The sequence below is a fragment of the Shinella zoogloeoides genome, from assembly GCF_033705735.1.
Lineage (GTDB): Bacteria > Pseudomonadota > Alphaproteobacteria > Rhizobiales > Rhizobiaceae > Shinella > Shinella zoogloeoides_A.
On the sequence record NZ_CP131131.1, the window covers coordinates 812,714 to 832,075 of the forward strand.

General features: G+C 64.0%; 17 protein-coding genes. 9 read left to right on the forward strand and 8 right to left on the reverse strand.

What is annotated here, in order from left to right:
• Positions 1-5: 5 nt before the first annotated feature.
• Positions 6-1,025 carry an ABC transporter substrate-binding protein gene (locus ShzoTeo12_RS21550; protein WP_318914184.1) on the reverse strand — a complete coding sequence of 340 codons (1,020 nt, stop codon included), beginning with the start codon at positions 1,023-1,025 and terminating at the stop codon, positions 6-8.
• Positions 1,026-1,081: 56 nt separating this feature from the next.
• The gene (locus ShzoTeo12_RS21555) at positions 1,082-1,891 is read right to left on the reverse strand and encodes an inositol monophosphatase family protein (protein WP_318914186.1); all 810 of its coding nucleotides are present in this window, start codon (positions 1,889-1,891) and stop codon (positions 1,082-1,084) included.
• Between the two features lie 251 nt (positions 1,892-2,142).
• Here ShzoTeo12_RS21555 and ShzoTeo12_RS21560 point away from each other — a divergent pair, with 251 nt between their 5' ends.
• Positions 2,143-2,928, forward strand: coding sequence for a DeoR/GlpR family DNA-binding transcription regulator (locus tag ShzoTeo12_RS21560; protein ID WP_119255914.1), 786 nt, complete (start codon positions 2,143-2,145; stop codon positions 2,926-2,928).
• A 30-nt stretch (positions 2,929-2,958) separates the two neighbouring features.
• On the opposite strand, the gene ShzoTeo12_RS21565 is transcribed toward ShzoTeo12_RS21560, so the two are convergent.
• Both ShzoTeo12_RS21565 and ShzoTeo12_RS21570 read right to left on the reverse strand, forming a co-directional pair.
• The gene (locus tag ShzoTeo12_RS21565) at positions 2,959-3,690 is read right to left on the reverse strand and encodes a FadR/GntR family transcriptional regulator (protein ID WP_318914188.1); all 732 of its coding nucleotides are present in this window, start codon (positions 3,688-3,690) and stop codon (positions 2,959-2,961) included.
• A gap of 34 nt (positions 3,691-3,724) precedes the next feature.
• Positions 3,725-6,781, reverse strand: a complete 3,057-nt coding sequence (locus ShzoTeo12_RS21570) for an FAD-binding and (Fe-S)-binding domain-containing protein (RefSeq protein WP_318914190.1) — start codon at positions 6,779-6,781, stop codon at positions 3,725-3,727.
• A 98-nt stretch (positions 6,782-6,879) separates the two neighbouring features.
• On the opposite strand from ShzoTeo12_RS21570, the gene ShzoTeo12_RS21575 reads away from it, so the two are divergent.
• From ShzoTeo12_RS21575 to ShzoTeo12_RS21590, 4 genes are all read left to right on the forward strand, one after another.
• The gene (locus ShzoTeo12_RS21575) at positions 6,880-7,629 is read left to right on the forward strand and encodes an SDR family oxidoreductase (protein ID WP_318914191.1); all 750 of its coding nucleotides are present in this window, start codon (positions 6,880-6,882) and stop codon (positions 7,627-7,629) included.
• Positions 7,622-8,365, forward strand: coding sequence for an SDR family oxidoreductase (locus tag ShzoTeo12_RS21580; RefSeq protein WP_318914193.1), 744 nt, complete (start codon positions 7,622-7,624; stop codon positions 8,363-8,365). The genes ShzoTeo12_RS21575 and ShzoTeo12_RS21580 overlap by 8 nt, the downstream gene beginning before the upstream one ends.
• 21 nt (positions 8,366-8,386) lie before the next feature.
• Positions 8,387-8,578 carry a hypothetical protein gene (locus ShzoTeo12_RS21585; RefSeq protein WP_318914195.1) on the forward strand — a complete coding sequence of 64 codons (192 nt, stop codon included), beginning with the start codon at positions 8,387-8,389 and terminating at the stop codon, positions 8,576-8,578.
• Positions 8,579-8,876: 298 nt separating this feature from the next.
• Entirely contained in the window at positions 8,877-9,599 is a 723-nt protein-coding gene (locus ShzoTeo12_RS21590) for a DUF72 domain-containing protein (protein WP_318914197.1), read from the forward strand.
• 16 nt (positions 9,600-9,615) lie between these two features.
• On the opposite strand, the gene ShzoTeo12_RS21595 is transcribed toward ShzoTeo12_RS21590, so the two are convergent.
• Positions 9,616-9,798, reverse strand: a complete 183-nt coding sequence (locus tag ShzoTeo12_RS21595) for a hypothetical protein (protein WP_318914199.1) — start codon at positions 9,796-9,798, stop codon at positions 9,616-9,618.
• 143 nt (positions 9,799-9,941) lie between these two features.
• Between ShzoTeo12_RS21595 and ShzoTeo12_RS21600 the strand changes: the two genes are divergently transcribed.
• Positions 9,942-10,400: a DUF3597 domain-containing protein gene (locus tag ShzoTeo12_RS21600; protein ID WP_318914201.1), complete on the forward strand. Its 459-nt coding sequence runs from the start codon at positions 9,942-9,944 to the stop codon at positions 10,398-10,400.
• Positions 10,401-10,504: 104 nt separating this feature from the next.
• Here ShzoTeo12_RS21600 and ShzoTeo12_RS21605 read toward each other — a convergent pair whose 3' ends face one another.
• The 3 genes from ShzoTeo12_RS21605 to ShzoTeo12_RS21615 all read right to left on the reverse strand — a co-directional run bounded on the left by ShzoTeo12_RS21605 (position 10,505) and on the right by ShzoTeo12_RS21615 (position 13,010).
• Positions 10,505-10,741 (reverse strand): hypothetical protein, encoded by a 237-nt coding sequence (locus ShzoTeo12_RS21605; RefSeq protein WP_318914202.1) that lies wholly within the window; start codon positions 10,739-10,741, stop codon positions 10,505-10,507.
• A gap of 145 nt (positions 10,742-10,886) precedes the next feature.
• Entirely contained in the window at positions 10,887-12,143 is a 1,257-nt protein-coding gene (locus ShzoTeo12_RS21610; protein WP_318914204.1) for an MFS transporter, read from the reverse strand.
• A 198-nt stretch (positions 12,144-12,341) separates the two neighbouring features.
• Complete coding sequence (locus tag ShzoTeo12_RS21615) at positions 12,342-13,010, reverse strand: TetR/AcrR family transcriptional regulator (protein ID WP_318914205.1); 669 nt, start codon at positions 13,008-13,010, stop codon at positions 12,342-12,344.
• Positions 13,011-13,121: 111 nt separating this feature from the next.
• Between ShzoTeo12_RS21615 and ShzoTeo12_RS21620 the strand changes: the two genes are divergently transcribed.
• From ShzoTeo12_RS21620 to ctaD, 3 genes are all read left to right on the forward strand, one after another.
• Positions 13,122-14,342: an efflux RND transporter periplasmic adaptor subunit gene (locus ShzoTeo12_RS21620; RefSeq protein ID WP_318914207.1), complete on the forward strand. Its 1,221-nt coding sequence runs from the start codon at positions 13,122-13,124 to the stop codon at positions 14,340-14,342.
• A 23-nt stretch (positions 14,343-14,365) separates the two neighbouring features.
• On the forward strand, positions 14,366-17,452 hold the full coding sequence (locus ShzoTeo12_RS21625; RefSeq protein WP_318914340.1) for an efflux RND transporter permease subunit: 3,087 nt from the start codon (positions 14,366-14,368) through the stop codon (positions 17,450-17,452).
• Between the two features lie 311 nt (positions 17,453-17,763).
• Positions 17,764-19,359 carry a cytochrome c oxidase subunit I gene (gene ctaD, locus ShzoTeo12_RS21630; RefSeq protein ID WP_318914209.1) on the forward strand — a complete coding sequence of 532 codons (1,596 nt, stop codon included), beginning with the start codon at positions 17,764-17,766 and terminating at the stop codon, positions 19,357-19,359.
• The last annotated feature ends 3 nt before the right edge of the window (positions 19,360-19,362 follow it).

Here is a 19,362-nt window from a genome sequence, read left to right on the forward strand (position 1 = left end):
GACGACTAACGACCGGTTGTTTCCGACCAGCGAGCCAGAATCTGCTCGCGATCGCGCGCCATCGCGGCGAAATCCATCTTCGAGAGCCTGCTGGAAATGTCTGCGGGGAAACCGGCTTCTTTCGCCGCTTCCGACTGTGCCGTGCCGGGAATGGTGGTGACGGGCTTCAGGGAGGCGTAGATGCCGAGCGGGCTCGGCGTCAGCATCCAGTCGAGGAACTTCTTGCCGTCGTCGGGGTTCTTCGCGCCCTTGAGGAGACCGATGCCGGAAATCTCGAAGCCGACCCAATCGCCCGGAAGCACGGTTTCGACGGGATAACCTTCATTGACCGCCTGGATCGCCGGCACTTCATAGCTGACGCCGATGGCGAATTCGCCGGCCTGCGCCATGCGGCAGGGGCGCGAACCGGAACTGGTGAACTGTGCGATGTTCTTCGTCAGGCGGCCAATCAGATCCCAACCCTTTTCTTCGCCGAGACCGTAGATGAGCGCCGTGATGTTGACGAAACCGACGCCTGAGGAGACCGGGTCCGGCATCACCACCTCGCCCTTGTACTTCGGGTCGGCAAGTTCTTCCCAGGATTTGGGAACGGGCAGGCCGAGGGTCGCCAGCCGATCGGTATTGGCGCAGAATACCTCGACATAGCCTGCCAGCGAGAACCAGCGGTTTTCCGGATCACGGAACTGGGCCGGCACCTTGTCGACACCCTTGACCGCATAGGGTTCGAACATGGCCTCGATGGTCGGGTTCATGATGTTGGTGACGGGCAGACTGAGCACGACGTCGGCCTGAGGATTGCCCGCTTCGGCAATGAGACGGGCTGTCAGATTACCCGTCGACAGGCGCAGCACGTTGATCTTGACATCCGGGAGCTCCTCCTTCGCTTTCTCGACGAAAAGGTTGATCTCCTCTTCCTCGAGTGCCGAGTAGACCGTGATCTCGCCCGCCATGGCTTGCTGGAGGAAGGCCGCGCCTGCGAAGAGCGCGGTAGCGGCGATTTTCTTTGTACGCTTCCAGTATGTCATGTCATTCCCCTTCTTGTGATGGATCATGTGTTCTCGGCGCGTCGGGAGGGTTGCGTTCACGCCGCGCATTCCGCCGCACGGCATTCGGCGATGATGGCGAGCGCTTCGCGGTGGCGGTCCGGATCGCCGGCGCCGAGCAGGTTTCCGGAGCTTTCCAATGTCAGCGGCAGGCCCCGCCAGTCCGTGACTATGCCGCCGGCGCCTTCGACAATGGGGCGGAAGGGAGCGAAATCGTGGACCTTCTGGCCACCGTCGAGCGCGAGGTCGGTGCGCCCTTCGGCAAGGATCCCGTAGTTGAGGCAGGATCCGCCGTAGACGCGGGCGCCGGTCGCCTCGCGCAGGGCGTCAAGCACCGGCCGTCCGCCCGGTGGCAGGTAATCCTGATTGCTGTTCGTCAGGATGGCCGAGGAGAGGGCGCTGCAGGAGCGTACCTTCACCGGTCGTCCATTCTTCACCGTCTGGCGACCAACCGCTCCGATCCATCGCGCGCCGATGGCGGGAATGTCGATGACGCCAAGGGACGGCACCCCATCGATGGCCAGGGCAATGAGCGTCCCGTAGACCGGCATGCCGGCGATAAGCTGGGCGGTGCCGTCCACCGGGTCGAGCACCCAGATGTGGCTTGCGCCCCCATTCTCGGTCCCATCCTCCTCGCCGATGATGCCGTGAGCCGGAAAGCGATCGGCGATGAGGGTGCGCATCCGCCGTTCGATCTCAAGATCGATCTGGGTCACGAGGCTGCGGTCGGGCTTTACCTCTACCGCCAGCGTGGAATCGATTGCCTTGACGAGGATGCCATGGGCGACATCCGCCAGTTCCACGGCCAGTTCCAGATGGCCGTCCAAAACATGCTTATCCCGTCCCATTTAATCTCCACGGACCGGCAAGGGGCGTGAGCGGCAGCGCACGCCTCCAGGAAGGTTGAAATGTCTTCGGAGAGCTCTGTTCGTCGTGCAGCCGGTTCCGCAGCGGATCGGCCGTTGGAGTGAAGTCGTATCGCGATTTCGCGGATGTGGCAATATGTGGGCGTGTGCGAAATTGTGGTTTTATGGATTTTTTTGGACTTGAGGCAAAATGTGGGTTTCTATATTGGTGCTGAGAAGCGGAGTTTCTGAGCATGTGGCAGGAAGAACGGCAGCAGAAAATTCGGACACTTCTGGCCGCCTATGGTCAGGTTTCCGCTGATCGCGTCGCCGAGGAATGCGGTGTGTCGCGTGAGACCATCCGGCGTGATTTCGTGGAGATGGAGGCGGCGGGCGAGTTGAAGCGGCTGCGTGGCGGCGCCGTGCCGGTTACGCCTGAAGATCCTGCTTTCGACGTGCGCATCACGCAGCGGCTCAAGGAAAAAAGAGCGATCTGCGTGCGCGCGCTCTCCCTCCTGCACGACGGGCAGACGATCTTCATGGATGGCGGTTCGACGCTCTCCATCATGGCCGAGGAGATTGCCGGGCGATCGGGGCTGAGAGACCTGACGATCATCACCAACTCGCTCGAGATCGCCATGACGCTCGCCGAAAAGCCGGATGAGCCGTCCCGGGGGTTCAGGGTCGTCCTTTTGGGCGGGGACGTGAAACACAATCCGATCGAGACATACGGGCCTGCGACCATCAACGAGATACAGCGCTTCCGTGCAGACGTCTCGATCATATCGCCCTGGGGAATTGATTTGCGGGGCGGGGCCATGGACCACTATGCGCACAGCGCCGAGGTGGCCCGGGCCATGACGGACAACGCCGCCACCCGGATCATCCTGGCTGATCACTCCAAGGTGGGTGTTGCCGCAAGGGTGGCCTTTTGCGCGATCGAAGACATCGACTATCTGGTGGTCGATCCGAAGGCGCGGACAATTCCGGCCTTCGGTGCGTTTGCCGGTGCGGTGCCCGGCCTGATCGTCGCTGAGTGACGCCCGTTCCCTGGCTGAGCCAGAAGAGATTTACCCCTTCGTTTTCATGTCCGCCGGTTCCGCCAGCAAGGCGCGGTAGCGATTGAGGCTTTCCTCCAGATGCGCGGCAAGGGCCTGTTTCGCGGCCCTGGCATCGCCTTGCGTGATCGCCGCGAGAATGGCGGCGTGCTCCTTGTTGATCTTCTTCAAATAGGCATTGTAGGAGCGGCCGGACTGGCTGTGCTTCAGCACGAGATCGAAATTGATCTCGCCCATGACGGCTTCCAGGAAGCGCGGAAAATGCGGGTTGCGCGTCGCCCTGGCGATGGCGAGATGGAATTCGAAATCAGCGCGTGCCTCGATCTCGGCATTGTCGGTGTCGAGGTTCTCGATATGGTCGAAGGCGCGGGCGATCTCGGCGAGCGCTTCGGGCGTGCGCCGCTGGGCGGCAAGCGCCACCGACTGCATCTCGACGCCAAGCCGCAATTCCAGGATCTGCATGGCCGAACGGATATCGTCGATCCGGCTGATTTCGAAATTCAGCGTTCTCGCGTCCTTTTCCGTCACATACACGCCGGCGCCCTGACGGGCGGTGACACGGCCCGCAACCTTCAGCGAGGTCAGGGCTTCGCGGATGACGGTGCGGGAAACGCCGAATTCCTCGCAGAGCTGGGCGCTGGACGGGATTTTTTCGCCTGGCGCATAGAGGCCGGAATCGATGCGTTCGACAAGTTTGGCGACGACGATTTCAGCGAGATTGCCGCGCTGCGTGATGACCGACATATCGATACAGCCTCTGGGTTATTCCTGGCATTTATCATACATCATACGTGGTATCTCTGCGGGAAGGAAGGCCAGGATTCCGTTGCAGAATGGTGCGGATGGCTTGAAGCGGGTGGGGAAGGCTGAGGCCGTCTATCGCCTTGGCCTGCGACCGGCAGGAATAGCCCGTCGCCATCACCATATCCGCAGCCCCGGTGGCGGCAAGCGCGGGTTGCCAGCTCATACCATAGAGCGTTTCCGATATTCCGCGGTTGCGCACCTCATGGCCGAATGTGCCCGCCATGCCGCAACAGCCTGTTTCGCCGACAAGCAGGTCCACGCCCAGTTTTTTAAATACGGCCTGCCACTGCCCGATGGCGGCCGGCGCGTTGGTGCGCTCCGTGCAATGGGCCATGAGCCGGTAGCTCCCTTGCTCATGAAGGGTGGACGAGGGGAGCCGGTCGAGCACGGTGGCCAGCCATTCCTGCGGCAAGAGAATGCGCGCCCGCAGGCCGGTGCCGGCATATTCGCTTCGAAAGGCAAGTGTCATGGACGGATCGATGCCGACGAGGGTTGCGCCGGCTTGCGCAAGCCGGTCCAACGCGGCGGCGGTGCGGCGTGCAGTCCTTTCGAAGGCGCCCAGATAACCATGGACGTGCAATGCCTTGCCGTTGACCAGCGGCGGCGCGATGAGCGGGGAAAAGCCGAGCAGCCGCGCCACTTCGATGGCGTCGAGAAGCACCTGCGGATCGAAGTGCTCGGTAAAGGCGTCCGGCACGAAAACGATGGTGTTCGCCAGAGCCGCTGCGTCGAGACGGGCCAGTTCTGCCGGTGTGGCGACGGGCATGTTCTGCCGGGCAAGCGCCCGCCGCGCCGATAGCGGTGGGAGAACGGGCAGCGCCGTAAGGCCCGCGCGACGCATGGCGGCCTGCCCAGAAGACGAACTGATGACGGCATTATAGAGCGGCCGCATTCGCGCCATCCCCGGCAAGGTGGTTTCGATGGCGGCGACGAGCGGATCTTTCAAAGGACGAAGATAGCGCTGGTAGTAGAGCGCGAGGAACTTGGCGCGAAATGCCGGCACGCTGACCTTGACGGGGCATTGCCCGGCACAGGCCTTGCAGGCAAGGCACGTATCCATTGCCGCGCGCACCTCATGGGAGAAATCGTTGCGATTGGCGGGATTGAGGCTGTTCCAGAGGCGGCCGGCGAAGCCGAACGGGTTTCGCCGCGTGGCTTCCCGGCGCGGATCGACGCCTTTTTCCCCAAGCTGCCGCAGCCACTCGCGCATCAGCGAAGCGCGGCCCTTTGGCGAGAAGCGCCGGTCGCGCGTCGCCTTGTAGGAAGGACACATCAGCGTGTCCGCATCGAAATCGAAGCAGGCGCCGTTGCCGTTGCAATAGGCGGCGTTACCGAAGGTGGCGCGAATCTCGTCGCCTATGCTGCGGTCTATCGTGCCCCGCAGCGGAATCTCGTCGATTTTCGGCAGCGCCCTGCTTGCCGCCGCGACGATCTTGCCGGGGTTGAGCTGGCCGAGCGGGTCGAAGGCCGCCTTGATCTCCTGCAGGCGCGGATAGAGCGGCCCGAAAAACTCGGGCACATATTCCGAGCGCACACCTTTGCCATGTTCGCCCCAGAGGACGCCGCCATATTTGCGTGTCAAGGCCACGACGGCATCGCTGATCCGGCGAACGAGCGCAGCGTGCTCGGGGCGGGTGAGGTCGAGCGCCGGGCGCACGTGGAGCACCCCGGCATCGACATGGCCGAACATGCCGTAGGTGAGGTTCTCTCCGTCGAGTAGCGCCCGGAATTCCCGGATATAGGCGGCAAGGTTTTCCGGCGGGACCGCGGTATCTTCCACGAAAGGAACCGGCCGTACCGGACCTTCGACATTGCCGAGCAGGCCGACTGCCCGCTTGCGCATCGCCCAGACGGCCTCGATCTCGGCCTTGCCATGGGTCGTCGTAAAACCCTTGCGGCCGGGAAAGGGATTGGCTTTCAGCGCCGCGGTCACGGCCGAGAGTTTCTCAGCCAGCTCCTGCGGCGTATCCGCGAGAATCTCGGCGATATTGATGCCGTTCGCGGCGCCATCCGCATCGTCGGGAAAGAAGGTCGCAATGCGGGGCCAGATGATGTCGCCCTTGGCCAGCCGCAGCACCGTCTCGTCGATCGTTTCAACCGAGGCGACGTTGAGCGCGACGAGATTGCGTGCATCCTCGAGCGCCGCATTGAAATTGTCGTAGCGGATGTTGACAAGCGCCGCGTGCGCCGGAAGCGGCAGCAGATTGAGTTCAGCCTCGGCAATCATCGCCAGCGTGCCTTCGGAGCCGCACAACACCGCGTTGAGATCGAATCCGCCGTCTTTCCGGACCAGATGGGCGAGGTCGTAGCCTGTCATGAAGCGGTTGAGTTTCGGAAAGATGCGCTCGATATCGTCGCGGTCGTCGGCGGCGATGCGGGCAAGCGTGCGATGAATGTCGCCGATGCGGTCGCGCCGCATCTGCAGTGCCCGCAATTCCTCCTGGCATACCGGCCGGGAGGAAAAATCGGTGCCGTCCGTCAGGATGACACGCAGCCCCAGAACATGATTGCTTGTCTTGCCGTAGAGGCAAGACCCCTGGCCGCACGCATCCGTCGAAACCATGCCGCCGATCGTCGCCCGGTTCGAGGTGGAGAGTTCGGGAGCAAAGAACAGTCCATGCGGTGCGAGCGCCTTGTTGAGCTGGTCCTTGACGACGCCGGCCTCCACCCGCGCGACCCGGCGAACCGGATCGATCTCGAGGATGCGGTTCATGTGGCGCGAGCAATCGACGACGATGCCCGTTGTCAGCGACTGGCCGTTGGTGCCGGTACCGCCGCCGCGCGGGGTGATCGCAACGCTCGAAAATTCCGGGCGGGCAAGCGCCCTGGCAATGCGCTTCAGGTCATCGACGTCCTTCGGAAAGAGGATCGCGGCTGGTTCGACCTGGTAGATGGAATTGTCGGTGGCGAAAACGGTCCTGTCCGCCGCCCCCTGTCCGATATCGCCCTTGAAGCCCGAGCCGGCGAGGTGTTGCACGAAGCCCTCGCTGAGGGAGGGCGCGCGCTGTGCGGAGGTCAGACGGGGAATCATGGAGAGTCCAAAAAACGAGCTTGCGCTTCCTAAAACTTATCATATAAGTGATAGCACACCAATGTAACGGCGCAACCCGAAATCACGAGGTCGTAAGCATGAAGAACCAGTCCGTTGTCATCGTCGGCGGCGCCTCGGGCCTTGGGCTCACTGCCGCCAAGCTGATGGTCGCGCAGGGCGCTGCGAAAATTGGCCTGATCGATCGCAATGAAGCGCTGCTTGCTTCGTCCGCCGCGGCGCTGGAGGCGCTCGGCGCTGAAGTGGCCACGGCTGTTGCCGACATCTCCCGTGCCGAGACGGCCCATGGCGGCTTCGAGTCGGTCGCGGCCAGGCTCGGCCGCGTCCATGCGCTGGTCAACAGCGCGGCCATCTATCCGCGCAAGCCTATCCTCGAAATCACCGACGAGGACTGGGATCTTGAAAACGCCATCAACGTCAAGGGCACCTATCATATGATGGTTGCCGCGGTGCGTCATATGCGCCAGTTCGTCAGTGCGCCCGAGGTGACCGGCCGCATCGTCAATGTCACGTCGGTCGATGCCTTCAAGGCGCATCCGCAGAATGCCCACTATGCCGCAACGAAGGCTGCCGTGGTAAGCCTGACGAAGTCCTTCGCGCAGGAATGCGCCAGCGACCAGATCCTTGTGAACTCGGTCGCCCCGGCCGGCTTTGCCACCGACCGCGCCAAGGAACTCGGATTCCTGCCGGAACTCGCGAAGGCCAGCGCGCTCGGCCGTGCAGCCGAGCCGGTCGAGATGGCCGAATGGATCGTCATGATGGCGTCGAGCCGGAATACTTATGCGACCGGCGAAAACGTCGTCATCAGCGGGGGCTACATCTATGTCTGACGCCTACCGCACTGCCGTCGTCACCGGCGCCACCAGCGGTATCGGCAAGGCGATCGTGCCGATGCTACGCGCCCGCGGCCTCACGGTCTATGCCGTCGGCCGCAACGAGGCGCAGCTCGCCGAACTTGCCGATGCGACCGGCGCGCTTCCGGTGCAAGCCGACGTCCGGGATGCCGCGCGGATCGCGGCGGCCCTTGAGGGCGTCGAGGTCGATGTGCTCGTCAATAATGCCGGTATCCTTTCGACTCGCGCCGCCTTCCAGGACATCGATCCGGCCGAGATCGACGCGATGATCGACGTCAATCTCAAGGCGCCGTTGCACCTGACGCGCACCGTGCTTCCGGGCATGGTGGCGCGCAAGCGCGGTCACCTCATCTATATCGGCTCCAGCGGCGGGCAGGCGCCCTATCCGAACATGGGTGCTTACGGTGCTTCGAAAGCGGGGCTCAGCCTCTTCTGCGACAACCTGCGCTGCGATTTGCTTGGGACGTCCGTGCGGGTCAGCGAGATCGTGCCCGGCCGCGTGCAGACGGACCTCTATCGTACATCCATCGCCAACAACCAGGCGCAGGCCGTGCTTTATGACGGCTACCGGCCGATCCAGCCGGAGCATATCGCCCGCATCGTCAGCGACGTCATCGCATTGCCCGTCTATGTGGATGTGGCACGCGTCGAGGTGTTTCCGACCGATCAGGCGACCGGCGGGGGAACGATGGTGAAGTTCGACGCGCAGTGACATCCGTCGGAAGGAGAGGCCATGGTCGACAAGACTTGTGAGGAAAGGCTCCGGCCGGACCTCGTTCGCAACTATCGTCCCGTCGCGATCCGTTCCGTGGTCGCGGCGCATGCGATGCTTCCGAAGACACGCCCGGACGCCAATGCCGAACCTCCGGCACCTGTCTCGGGCTTTGCCCTTCCGGCCGGTTTCCACGATCCCCTTGAGGATTGAGATTTGACGCCGACGGCGGGACGTTCTCGTCCTTGCGCGGCAGATTCCCGCTTCGGATTGTAAAAGAAAATCGCATAGTCGATGCCGCGAGGCGATCATTGCCGCCATCACTTCACCGGAGCACAGCACGCAGCGGGAATATAGCAAGATACGCTTGGTGCCGTTCAGCGGGCACGCCCTCCGACGCCGTGCCGGATGAAAATCGGCGGCAGGTCGACATTTTTCAGCGAACCTCATCGCCGGTCTTCTCATTACTCTTGCAGGCACTCGTTCTGAAGAAGCACAGGAGAAGGCTGATTTGCCGATCGTTGCGACCGCCGCATGGTCGATCCCGAAGAAACTGGCTCACCTGTTTGCCCGGGAGGGAAGCGGTCTCACCAGATATGCATCCATGTTCGACGGTGTGGAGATCAACTCGACTTTCTACTATCGGCACAAGACATCGACCTTCGCGCGGTGGGCCGAATCCGTGCCGGACCGCTTCCGGTTCTCGTTGAAGATTCCCAGAGAGATCAGCCATAGTCGCGCGATGAGGGAGATCGCCGGGCCATTCGATGCTTTCCTCGAAGATATCGCCCCGCTCGGTGAAAAACGCGGTCCCCTGCTGTGCCAGCTTCCGCCCTCGCTGACGTTCGATGCCGACAAGTTCGAGATAGCATTCAGGGCAATGCGAGATGCCGATACGGGGCCGATCGTCATCGAGGTGCGCCACAGGAGCTGGGCGTCCGACGAGGCATTGGATCTGCTTGAGAGATACGCGATCGATCGGGTTCTCGCCGATCCGGCGCTGGTGTGGCCGGCAGAGGGTTTCGCCGACCCGCCGCGATATGTTCGCCTCCACGGCAAGCCGAAGGTTTATTATTCGAGCTATACGGAGGAAGAGATAAGGTCGTTCCGGAACCTTGCGGCGCCCGATGGCTGGTGCGTCTTCGACAATACCGCCTCCGGAGCCGCGATCGAAAATGCACTGACGATGCTCGGGCGGCCCCTGCGGCCTGCGGAGACGAGAGTTCTCCGGTGAATATGCGTCTGCCTTCTCAGCGGCGCATTTTAGCCGGGACCTCCTCGTCGGGTACGGGAGTGACATCAGGCGCTTCTTCAGGGATGACATCAGGGCCCGGTTCTTCAATCGGGCGCTCGGGAATATCGGGCAAGGAATCCGGCGTTTCTTCCGGTGGAACCTCCACCGGCTTCTTCGGGTCTTTGGGATCGATGAGCATGGCGGCCTCCGGTTCATGTCGCAAAACCCGCCTTTCCCGACATTGTTCCGGCCGGTCATGGGCAGCGTCAGCCTTGCGCGGTCATTGAAACCCTGCGGTCCCGCCCTAATCTTCAGACGTGTCAAACGCTAAAGGAGCTGTTCATGGGCATTTTCAGCCGCATTAAGGAAAAACTTTTCGGTGGTTCGGCGGAGCAGCCGGAGCGGACCGTGACGGCGGGCGCCGGCAGCCCTGCAAGCGCCGATATGGCTGGGACGGCAGGCACCAATTCGAAGCTTGGCGACGAAGTCACTGCAACGCTCTCGGGTGCGCATTCCGAATCCGGCGTCTCGAAGCAGGCCGGGTCGGTCGACGTCGCGGCCGTCATGGATGCGGCGGTGAAGAAGAACGGACAGAAACTCGACTGGCGTCGCTCGATCGTCGATATGATGAAGGCGCTCGATCTGGATTCAAGCCTGTCGGCACGCAAGGAACTTGCAGACGAGCTGGGCTATACGGGAGACAAGAACGATTCGGCGACCATGAATGTCTGGCTTCACAAGGCGCTCATGAAGGCGCTGGCCGACAATGGAGGAAAGGTGCCGGCTGAGTTGCTTGATTGAGTAACCGCCGATCCTCTGCCTCTGCCTCTGTCATCGTCAGGGCCAGCGCCCTGGCGATGAATTGACGCCGGGAACGGAACATAGGACCGACGCGATCAGCGGCATCACGATGCCGAAGCCGATTTTGTCGGGTGCCGCGGCGCCTCGGTGTTGATGCGGGTCTTGTTCTCCGTTAGCGGCAAAACCTCCGGTTTGGGACGGCTTTCGGCCGAGAATTTGTGCGGCCGCGGCGGTTTCCGGTCGGATGCCGCAATGGGTGTTCCGTTGGGAACGCTGCCCGGGTGAGGGTCCTCGACCTCGGTGGCGGATGCTTGCGATGCCGTGTTCTTCGGATCAACCATGGATGCATCTCCTCTTTTCGAGGTAAATGCGCGCGCGGCTCCCGAGGTTCCGGGAAGGGGTATTTCGGCGGCGCAGGGATGCGCCGGAGTGGAGCCTCACGCCCAATGCCGGATCCGGCCATTGTCCGTTGGTTTCAGTCCGGATCTATCGAATGTCGGGACGTTCACTTCTGTCCGGCGCATCGAGCGCATCGATCTTGCGCAACTGCGGGAACATCCATGCCCATAGCACCGAGACGGCCAGAGTGCCGACGCCGCCGATGACGACGGCCGGTACGACGCCGATGAAATGCGTCATGACGCCTGCGCGGAATTCGCCGAGTTCGTTGGATGCCCCGATGAAGACGGAGTTGACGGCATTGACGCGACCGCGCACCTCATCGGGCGTCCAGAGCGCCATCAGGGTCTCGCGCACATAGACCGAGATCATGTCGCCGGCGCCCATGAAGGCGAGCGCCACGATCGAGAGCCAGGGCGTTTGCGACAGGCCGAAAACCATCGTGGCGAGGCCGAACACGGCGACGCCGACGAACATCTTGATCCCGGAACCGTGCCGGATCGGAAACGTCGCCAGGAAGATCGCCATGGCGATTGCGCCGACGCCGGGAGCGGCGCGCAGGAGGCCGAGGCCCAGCGGCCCGAGAACCAGGATGTCGGATGCGAAGATCGGCATCAGCGCGACGGCGCCGCCGAGCAGCACCGCGAAGAGGTCGAGCGAGATCGCGCCGAGCACGACCTTCTCGAAGCGGATGAACTTGAAGCCGGCAAGGATATAGGTCCAGCTTGTCGGCTCGCCTACCTTGCGCTGGGCGGGCTTGGGAATGAGGAAGACCAGCACGGTGGCCGCGGCCATGAAGGCGAGGGCGACCGAATAGGCGACCGTGGGATCGAGCCCATAGAGCAGGCCGCCCGTCATGGGGCCGACGATCGAGGCCGTCTGCCAGGACGAGGCATTCCACGCGAAGGAGTTGGCGAGGTCCTTTTCCGGCACGAGATTGGGCGAAAGCGACTGCACTGCCGGTCCCATGAAGGCGCGCTCAATGCCGAAGATCACGAGAATGACGAAGACCGGGACGGGCGCGAAAGTGCCGGTAACGGTGAGCAGCAGCAGCGCGGCGGCGCAGAAGGCGCTGATGGCGAGGCAGATCGAGACGATGGAGCGCCTGCTGTAGCGATCGGTCACGGAACCGGTGACAAGGATGAGCAGCAGCGAAGGCAGGAACTGCACCAGCCCGATCATGCCGAGCAGGAAGGCGCTTCTGGTGACTTCATACATCTGCCAGCCTACGGCGACCGAGATGATCTGGATCGCAAAGGCGGCGAGAAAACGGGCGAAGAAGAACTGGGCGTAGGAACGATGCCGGAAGGCGGCAAAGCGGTCGCCCGCCGATGTGATTTGCATGAAAGGCTCTTGTGGGAAGGAGCAGTGGCCCGCTGATCGTAGAGCACGCGCCCGACTGTCGGTCGTGGGATAAGAAGCCGGGAAACGAATATTTGTCAACGGGAAACAGCCGCGCCGGGGAGGCCGGGCTTGATCGGCGCGCCGCTGCCGATCACAGGTCTCGTGCTGTCCGAGCCACCGTTGGTGCGGTATGCCGGATCACGCCTCCGGCGCCGGCGGCGTGCCGGTGCCGTGGACGAAGATGCGGATGCAGCGGCGCATGTAGTCCTTGCGCGCGTTAAGGCCGGGCCATTCGGCGCCCGTGCCGGTTTTCGTCACGACGGCGCCGAAGATCATGTCCATGAGGATGGTCGCGGCGCTCATCGTGTCGTCCGTGAAAAGCCGCCCGGCCTGCTTCTCGCCCTCCATCCACTCGGCCAGCAGCGCATGCGCCCGCCGGCCGCCGAGCCGCATCATCATCTCGCCGACTTCCGGATAGCGCGCCGCCTCCACGACGGTGAGGTTGAGGAATGCTTCCCGCGCCCTATCCTCCTCCTCGCCGATATCGACCTGGAAGATTCGTTCGAGCGCGTCGGAAAGGCCGAGGTGCCGGTAGTCGCCGGGAAGCGCCAGCATGCTGGTGCGGTGCTGCTCGATGATCGCGCCCAGGAGGTCGGTCTTGGAGGGGAAGAGTTCGTAGAGCGTGCGCTTGGAGACACGGCAATGGGTGGCGACCTCGCTCATCGTCGTCTTGCCGTAGCCCTGCGCCAGGATGAGCCAGCGCGTCGCCTCGATGATCCGCGCGCGCTGCTCGGCGGGCGTCGCGAGCCGCGGGCGGCCGCGCGTCCTGCGCTTGGCGGGAAGGGAAGGGGCAGGCGTTTCGGGCATGGGATTTCCGTGGAGCATTGACAATGTCGATATCGGGATATTAATGGTACCAATGAGTTTTGTAAATATGACAAGCGGGCAGGATGATCTGCCGCTACCGGAAAAGGGTGCATGATGCGCGAGAGACTCCTGCGGATCGGCCTTGTGGCCGCCGGCCTCCTTCTGGCCGCCTGCTCGGACCAGAGCAGCGGGAACGCCCCGGCCGGCGGCGGCGCCATGCCCGCCGCGGAGGTAGGCTTCGTGGTGCTGAAGGCGCAGTCCGTGCCGCGCCATGCCCAGCTCTCCGGCCGCGTCGTCGCGCATGCCACGGCGGAGATCCGCCCGCAGATCGACGGCATCATCCAGAGCATCGATTTCCGCGAGGGCCGCAAGGTCGATGCCGGCGACGTGCTCTTCAAGGTGCGCGACGCGAAATTCAGCGCGGCCTATGCGGCGGCCGCCGCGTCCCTGTCGCGCGCCGAGGCGAGCCAGCAATCCGCGCAGGCCGCCTTCGACCGGAACGCGCGGCTGCAATCGCAGAGCGCGGTGAGCCAGCAGGCGCTGGACGAGGCGACGGCGGCGCTGCTTCAGGCGAAGGCCGACGTGGAGGCGGCGAAGGCCAGCCTGGAGACCGCGCGCATCGACCTCGACAACACGACGATCAAGGCGCCGATCGCCGGCATCATCGGCATGGCGGGCGTCAGCGTCGGCTCGCTCGTCACCCAGAACCAGACGGATGCGCTGGCGACGATCCGCCAGATCGATCCCGTCAATGTCGACCTCGTCGATACCAGCGCCAATCTCCTGAAAATCCGCCAGGATGTCGAGGCCGGACGCCTCGGCCGCGACGGCGAGGGCGCGCCGAGCGTGCGGCTGACGCTGGAGAACGGCGCGGACTACGATGAGACCGGCACGATCTCGCTGGCGACGGTGAATGTCAGCGAAAGCACCGGCACCTTCACCCTGCGCGCCAGCTTCCCCAATCCCCGGCGCGTGCTGCTGCCGGGCATGTTCGTGCGCGCCTCCGTCGATCTCGGCAGTATGCCGAACGCCTTCCTGGTGCCCCAGCGCGCTGTGCAGCGCAGCGGCACGGGCGAGCCCGTGGCCTATGTCGTCTCCGCCGACGGCAAGGCGGAGCAGCGCACGCTGACGACCCTCGGCACGTCCGGCAACGACTGGATCGTGACGGAGGGGCTGAAGGACGGCGAGCGCCTGATCGTCGACGGCTTCCAGAAGATCTCCGCGGGCGCCGCCGTGACGCCGGTGGAAGCGGTCATCGACGAGGATGGCGTGGTGAAGCAGTCGCTCGCCGGCCCCGCCCAGGCTGACGATGCGTCGGGAGCTTCGAAATGACGGAAGGTCTGCGGCGCAATGCCCTGGCGAGCTTCTTCATCGCTCGCCCCGTCTTCGCCATCGTGCTCGCCATCGCCACGCTTCTGTCGGGCGTGATGGGCATCTATTCGCTCTCGATCTCGCAATATCCCGATGTCGCGCCCGTCACCGTGCGCATCGGCGCGTCCTATTCCGGCGCCACCGCTGAAGCCGTGGAAAACTCGGTCACCACTAAGATCGAAAGCGCGATGACCGGCCTCGACGGCCTGCTCTACATGGAATCCTCCTCGAATACCGGCTCGGCCTCCATCTCACTCACCTTCGCCAGCGGCACGGATGCGGAACTGGCGCAGGTCGAGGTGCAGAATAAGCTGGCGCGCGTCGAATCCCAGCTTCCCGAGGCCGTGCAGGATGCCGGCGTCAGCGTGTCCCGCTCGCCTTCCGGCATCCTGATGATCGGCAACATCATCTCGCGGGACGGCCGCTACACCTCCTCTGAGCTCTCCGACATCATGTCGAGCAGCATCGAGGAGCGCATCGAGCGGCTCGACGGCGTCGGCTCGGTGCAGTCCTTCGGCAGCGGCTATGCCATGCGCGTCTGGCTCGACCCGGACCAGATGCAGAAATACCAGCTCGTCCCCTCGGACGTCACCACGGCCATCAAGGCGCAGAACGCGCAGGTCGCCGCCGGCTCCATCGGCGCGACGCCCGTGGTGCGCGGCCAGCAGCTGAAGGCGAGCATCGTCGCGCAGACGCAGATGACCTCCGCCGAGGAATTCCGCAAGATCATCCTCAAGACGGCGAAGGACGGCTCCGTCGTGCGCCTCGGCGACGTGGCGCGCGTCGAGATCGGGCTGGAAAGCTACGGCCAGAGCTCGACCTTCAACGGCATGCCGGCCGCCGGCTTCGGCGTGCAGCTCGCCAGCGGCGCGAATGCCATCACCACGGCCGCGGCCGTGCATACGGAACTCGACGGTCTCGCGGGCTCGCTGCCCGAGGGCGTCGAGATCGCTTATTCCTACGAGACGACGCCCTTCGTGGAACTCTCCATCGAGAAGGTGGTCGAGACGCTGATCGAGGCCATCGTGCTCGTCTTCCTCGTGCTTCTGCTCTTCCTCCAGAACCTGCGGGCGACGCTCATTCCGATGATCGCGGTGCCCGTCGTGCTGCTCGGCACCTTCGGGGTGCTCGCGGCCTTCGGCTATTCCATCAACATGCTGACCATGTTCGCCATGGTGCTCGCCATCGGCCTCCTCGTCGACGACGCGATCGTCGTGGTGGAGAATGTCGAGCGCGTCATGTCGGAGGAGGGGCTTTCCGCCCGCGAGGCGACGGAGAAGTCGATGGGCGAGATCACCGGTGCGCTGATCGGCGTCGCGCTGGTGCTCACCGCCGTCTTCATTCCCATGGCCTTCTTCTCGGGCTCGGTCGGTGTCATCTACCGGCAGTTCTCCATCACCATCGCCAGCGCCATGCTGCTCTCCGTCCTCGTCGCGATCGTCCTGACGCCGGCGCTCTGCGCCATGCTGCTGAAGCCCACCCATGGCGGGCTGGCGGCGCGCATCTTCGGCGGCTTCAACCGGGGCGTCGAAAAGACGACGCGCGGCTATGTGCGGGCGGTGGGCGGCATCGTCGCAAGGCCGCTGCGCATGCTCGTGGTGTTCGCCGCGCTGCTGGCCGGCGCCGGCTGGGTCTATACGCAGCTTCCCTCCTCCTTCCTGCCGGAGGAGGACCAGGGCGTGCTGATGACGCAGATCACCCTGCCGGCCGGCGCCAATGCCGCCCGCACGCAGGCCGTCATCGACATGGTCGAGGACTATTTCCTCAATGACGAGAAGGACGCGGTGCAGAGCGTCTTCATGACGCTCGGCTTCGGCTTCGGCGGCAGCGGCGAGAACGCGGCGATGGCCTTCGTGCGCCTCAAGGACTTCGATGCGCGCAAGGATGCCTCGCTCTCCGCCTCCGCCATATCGCAACGCGCCTCGGCGCATTTCCGCAAGATCCGCGATGCGGAGGTCTTCGTGCTCGCCCCGCCGGCCATTCAGGGGCTGGGGCAGAGCAACGGCTTCTCCATGTATCTGGAGGACACCGGCAACCGGGGACGCGACGCGCTGACGGCGGCCAGCAACCGGCTTGCCGACCTTGCGCAGGCGGACGATACGGTCGGCAATGTGCGCGGCAATACCCGCACGCTGGAAAGCCAGCTCAAGATCGAGGTCGACCAGGAGAAGGCCGGCGCGCTCGGCATCGACCTCAGCGGCATCAACGGGCTGATCTCCACGGCCTTTGCTGGCAGCAACGTCAACGACTTCGTCTATAACGGCGAGATCAAGCCGGTCTATGTGCAGGCCGACGCGCCCTTCCGCATGCAGCCGGAGGATGTCGAGCGCTGGTATGCCCGCAACGGCGACGGCGAGATGGTGCCGTTCTCCGCCTTCGCCACGACCAAGTGGATCCAGGGCTCGCCCTCGCTCTCCCGCTTCAACGGGACGCCGGCCATCTCCATGAACGGCGCGGCGCAGGCCGGCGCCAGCTCCGGCGATGCGATGGACCGCATGGAGGCGCTCGTCTCCGGCCTCGACGGCGGCTACAGCGCGGCCTGGTCCGGCCTTTCCTACCAGGAAAGGCTCGCCGGATCGCAGGAGGCGATGCTCTATGCCGTCTCGCTGCTCGTCGTGTTCCTCTGCCTTGCCGCGCTCTACGAAAGCTGGTCCATTCCGCTCTCCGTCCTGCTCGCCGTGCCTGTCGGCGTGCTCGGCGCGCTGGTGGCGGCCTGGGCCTTCGACCAGTCGAACGACGTCTATTTCAAGGTGGGCCTGCTGACGACCATCGGCCTGACGGCCAAGAACGCCATCCTCATCGTCGAATTCGCCAAGGACCTGCGGGATGAGGGCCGGAGCGCCGTCGACGCCGTGCTGGAGGCCGCGCGCATGCGTCTCCGGCCGATCGTCATGACGTCGCTCGCCTTCATCCTCGGCGTCCTGCCGCTCGCCTTCGCGACGGGCGCGAGCTCGGCGGCGCAGAACGCCATCGGCATCGGCGTGATGGGCGGCATGATCGCCGCGACCGTGCTCGGCATCTTCTTCGTGCCGCTGCTCTTCGTGGTTATCGCGGGCCGGCGAAAAGCCTAGCGGTGGCGCCATAGGGCGCTGCCCGCAGAGAAAATCCTGCCTTTCGGACCAGACGGGGCCGTTCCGGTTGACGAGCGGAACGGCGATAGCCTTGCCGTATTCGGCTCACGAGCGGTCGTGGCCACGCCTTCGGGAATTCGGCAGGGCGACGCCGGGAAAGGTGCGCGGCTGGGCGATTACCTGTTCAGTGCAAATTTTTTGTCTTTATAGCGCATTTAATTCCGTTTGCCTTCCTGTTTCCCGCTGTCCAGACTCGCCGAAAGCAACGCATGGCGGAGGTGAGGCGGTCCGCCGGAGGAAAGGTGGAAGCGATGTCCGAGACGATCACGCACGAAGTCGAGCACCGGCCGGGCCTTGCGGCCCGCTGGCTGTTCTCCACCAATCACAAGGACATCGGCACGCTCTATCTCGTCCTTTCCATGCTGTCGGGCATTCTGGGCACCGGCCTTTCCGTGGCGCTGCGCATGGAGTTGCAGGAGCCGGGCCTGCAGCTCTTCTCCGATCCCGGCATCTTCAACGTCGTCGTCAGCGCGCACGGGCTGGTGATGATCTTCTTCGTCATCATGCCGGCGTTGATCGGCGGCTTCGGCAACTGGTTCATCCCGATCATGATCGGCGCGCCGGACATGGCCTTCCCGCGCATGAACAACGTCTCGCTCTGGCTGCTCGTCGCCTCGCTCGTCCTGTTCGTGCTGTCGCTGTTCGTGCCGGGAGCGACCGGGGTGAACGGCCATGGCGGCGGCTGGACGCTCTATCCGCCCTATTCGACCGAGGGCCAGCCGGGGCCGGCGGTCGATTTCGTCATCCTGTCGATTCATCTGTCCGGCGCCTCGTCGATCCTCGGGGCGATCAACTTCATCACCACGATCCTCAACATGCGCGCGCCGGGCATGACTTTGCACAAGATGCCGCTCTTCGCCTGGGCGATGCTCGTCACCGCCTTCATGCTGCTCTTCTCGCTGCCGGTGCTGGCCGGCGCCGTCACCATGCTGCTCACCGACCGCAATTTCGGCACGACCTTCTTCCAGCCGGCGAGCGGCGGCGATCCGATCCTCTACCAGCACCTGTTCTGGTTCTTCGGCCATCCCGAGGTCTACATCATGATCCTGCCGGCCTTCGGCATCGTCAGCCATGTGATCTCGACCTTCTCCAGAAAGCCCATCTTCGGTTATCTCGGCATGGCCTATGCCATGGTGGCGATCAGCGCCATCGGCTTCGTCGTCTGGGCGCATCACATGTTCACGGTCGGGCTGTCGCTGGATTCGCAGCGCTACTTCGCCTTCGCCTCGATGGTCATCGCCGTGCCGACGGGCATCAAGGTCTTCTCGTGGCTGGCGACCATGTGGGGCGGGTCGATCCGCTTCGCCACGCCCATGCTCTGGGCCATGGGCTTCGTCCTGCTCTTCACCATCGGCGGCGTCACCGGCGTGGTGCTCGCCAATCCCGGTGTCGACCGGGCCTTGCACGACACCTATTACGTCATCGCGCATTTCCATTACGTGCTGTCGCTCGGCGCGGCCTTCGCCATCTTCGCCGCCTGGTACTACTGGTTCCCGAAGATGAGCGGCTACCGGATGAGCGAAACGTTGGGAAGGCTGCATTTCTGGCTGACCTTCGTCGGCGTCAACCTCGTCTTCTTCCCGCAGCATTTCCTCGGGCTTGCCGGCATGCCGCGCCGCTATGCCGACTATCCCGACGCCTTCGCCGGCTGGAACTTCGTCTCCTCGGTCGGCTCCTACATCTCCGCCGCCGGCCTTGTCGTCTTCTTCATTGCCGTGGCGGAAGCCTTTGCGAGAAAGCGCGTCGCCGGCGACAATCCCTGGGGCGAAGGGGCGACGACGCTCGAATGGACGCTCTCCTCGCCGCCGCCCTTCCACCAGTTTACTGCGCTGCCGCTGATCGAATAGGGC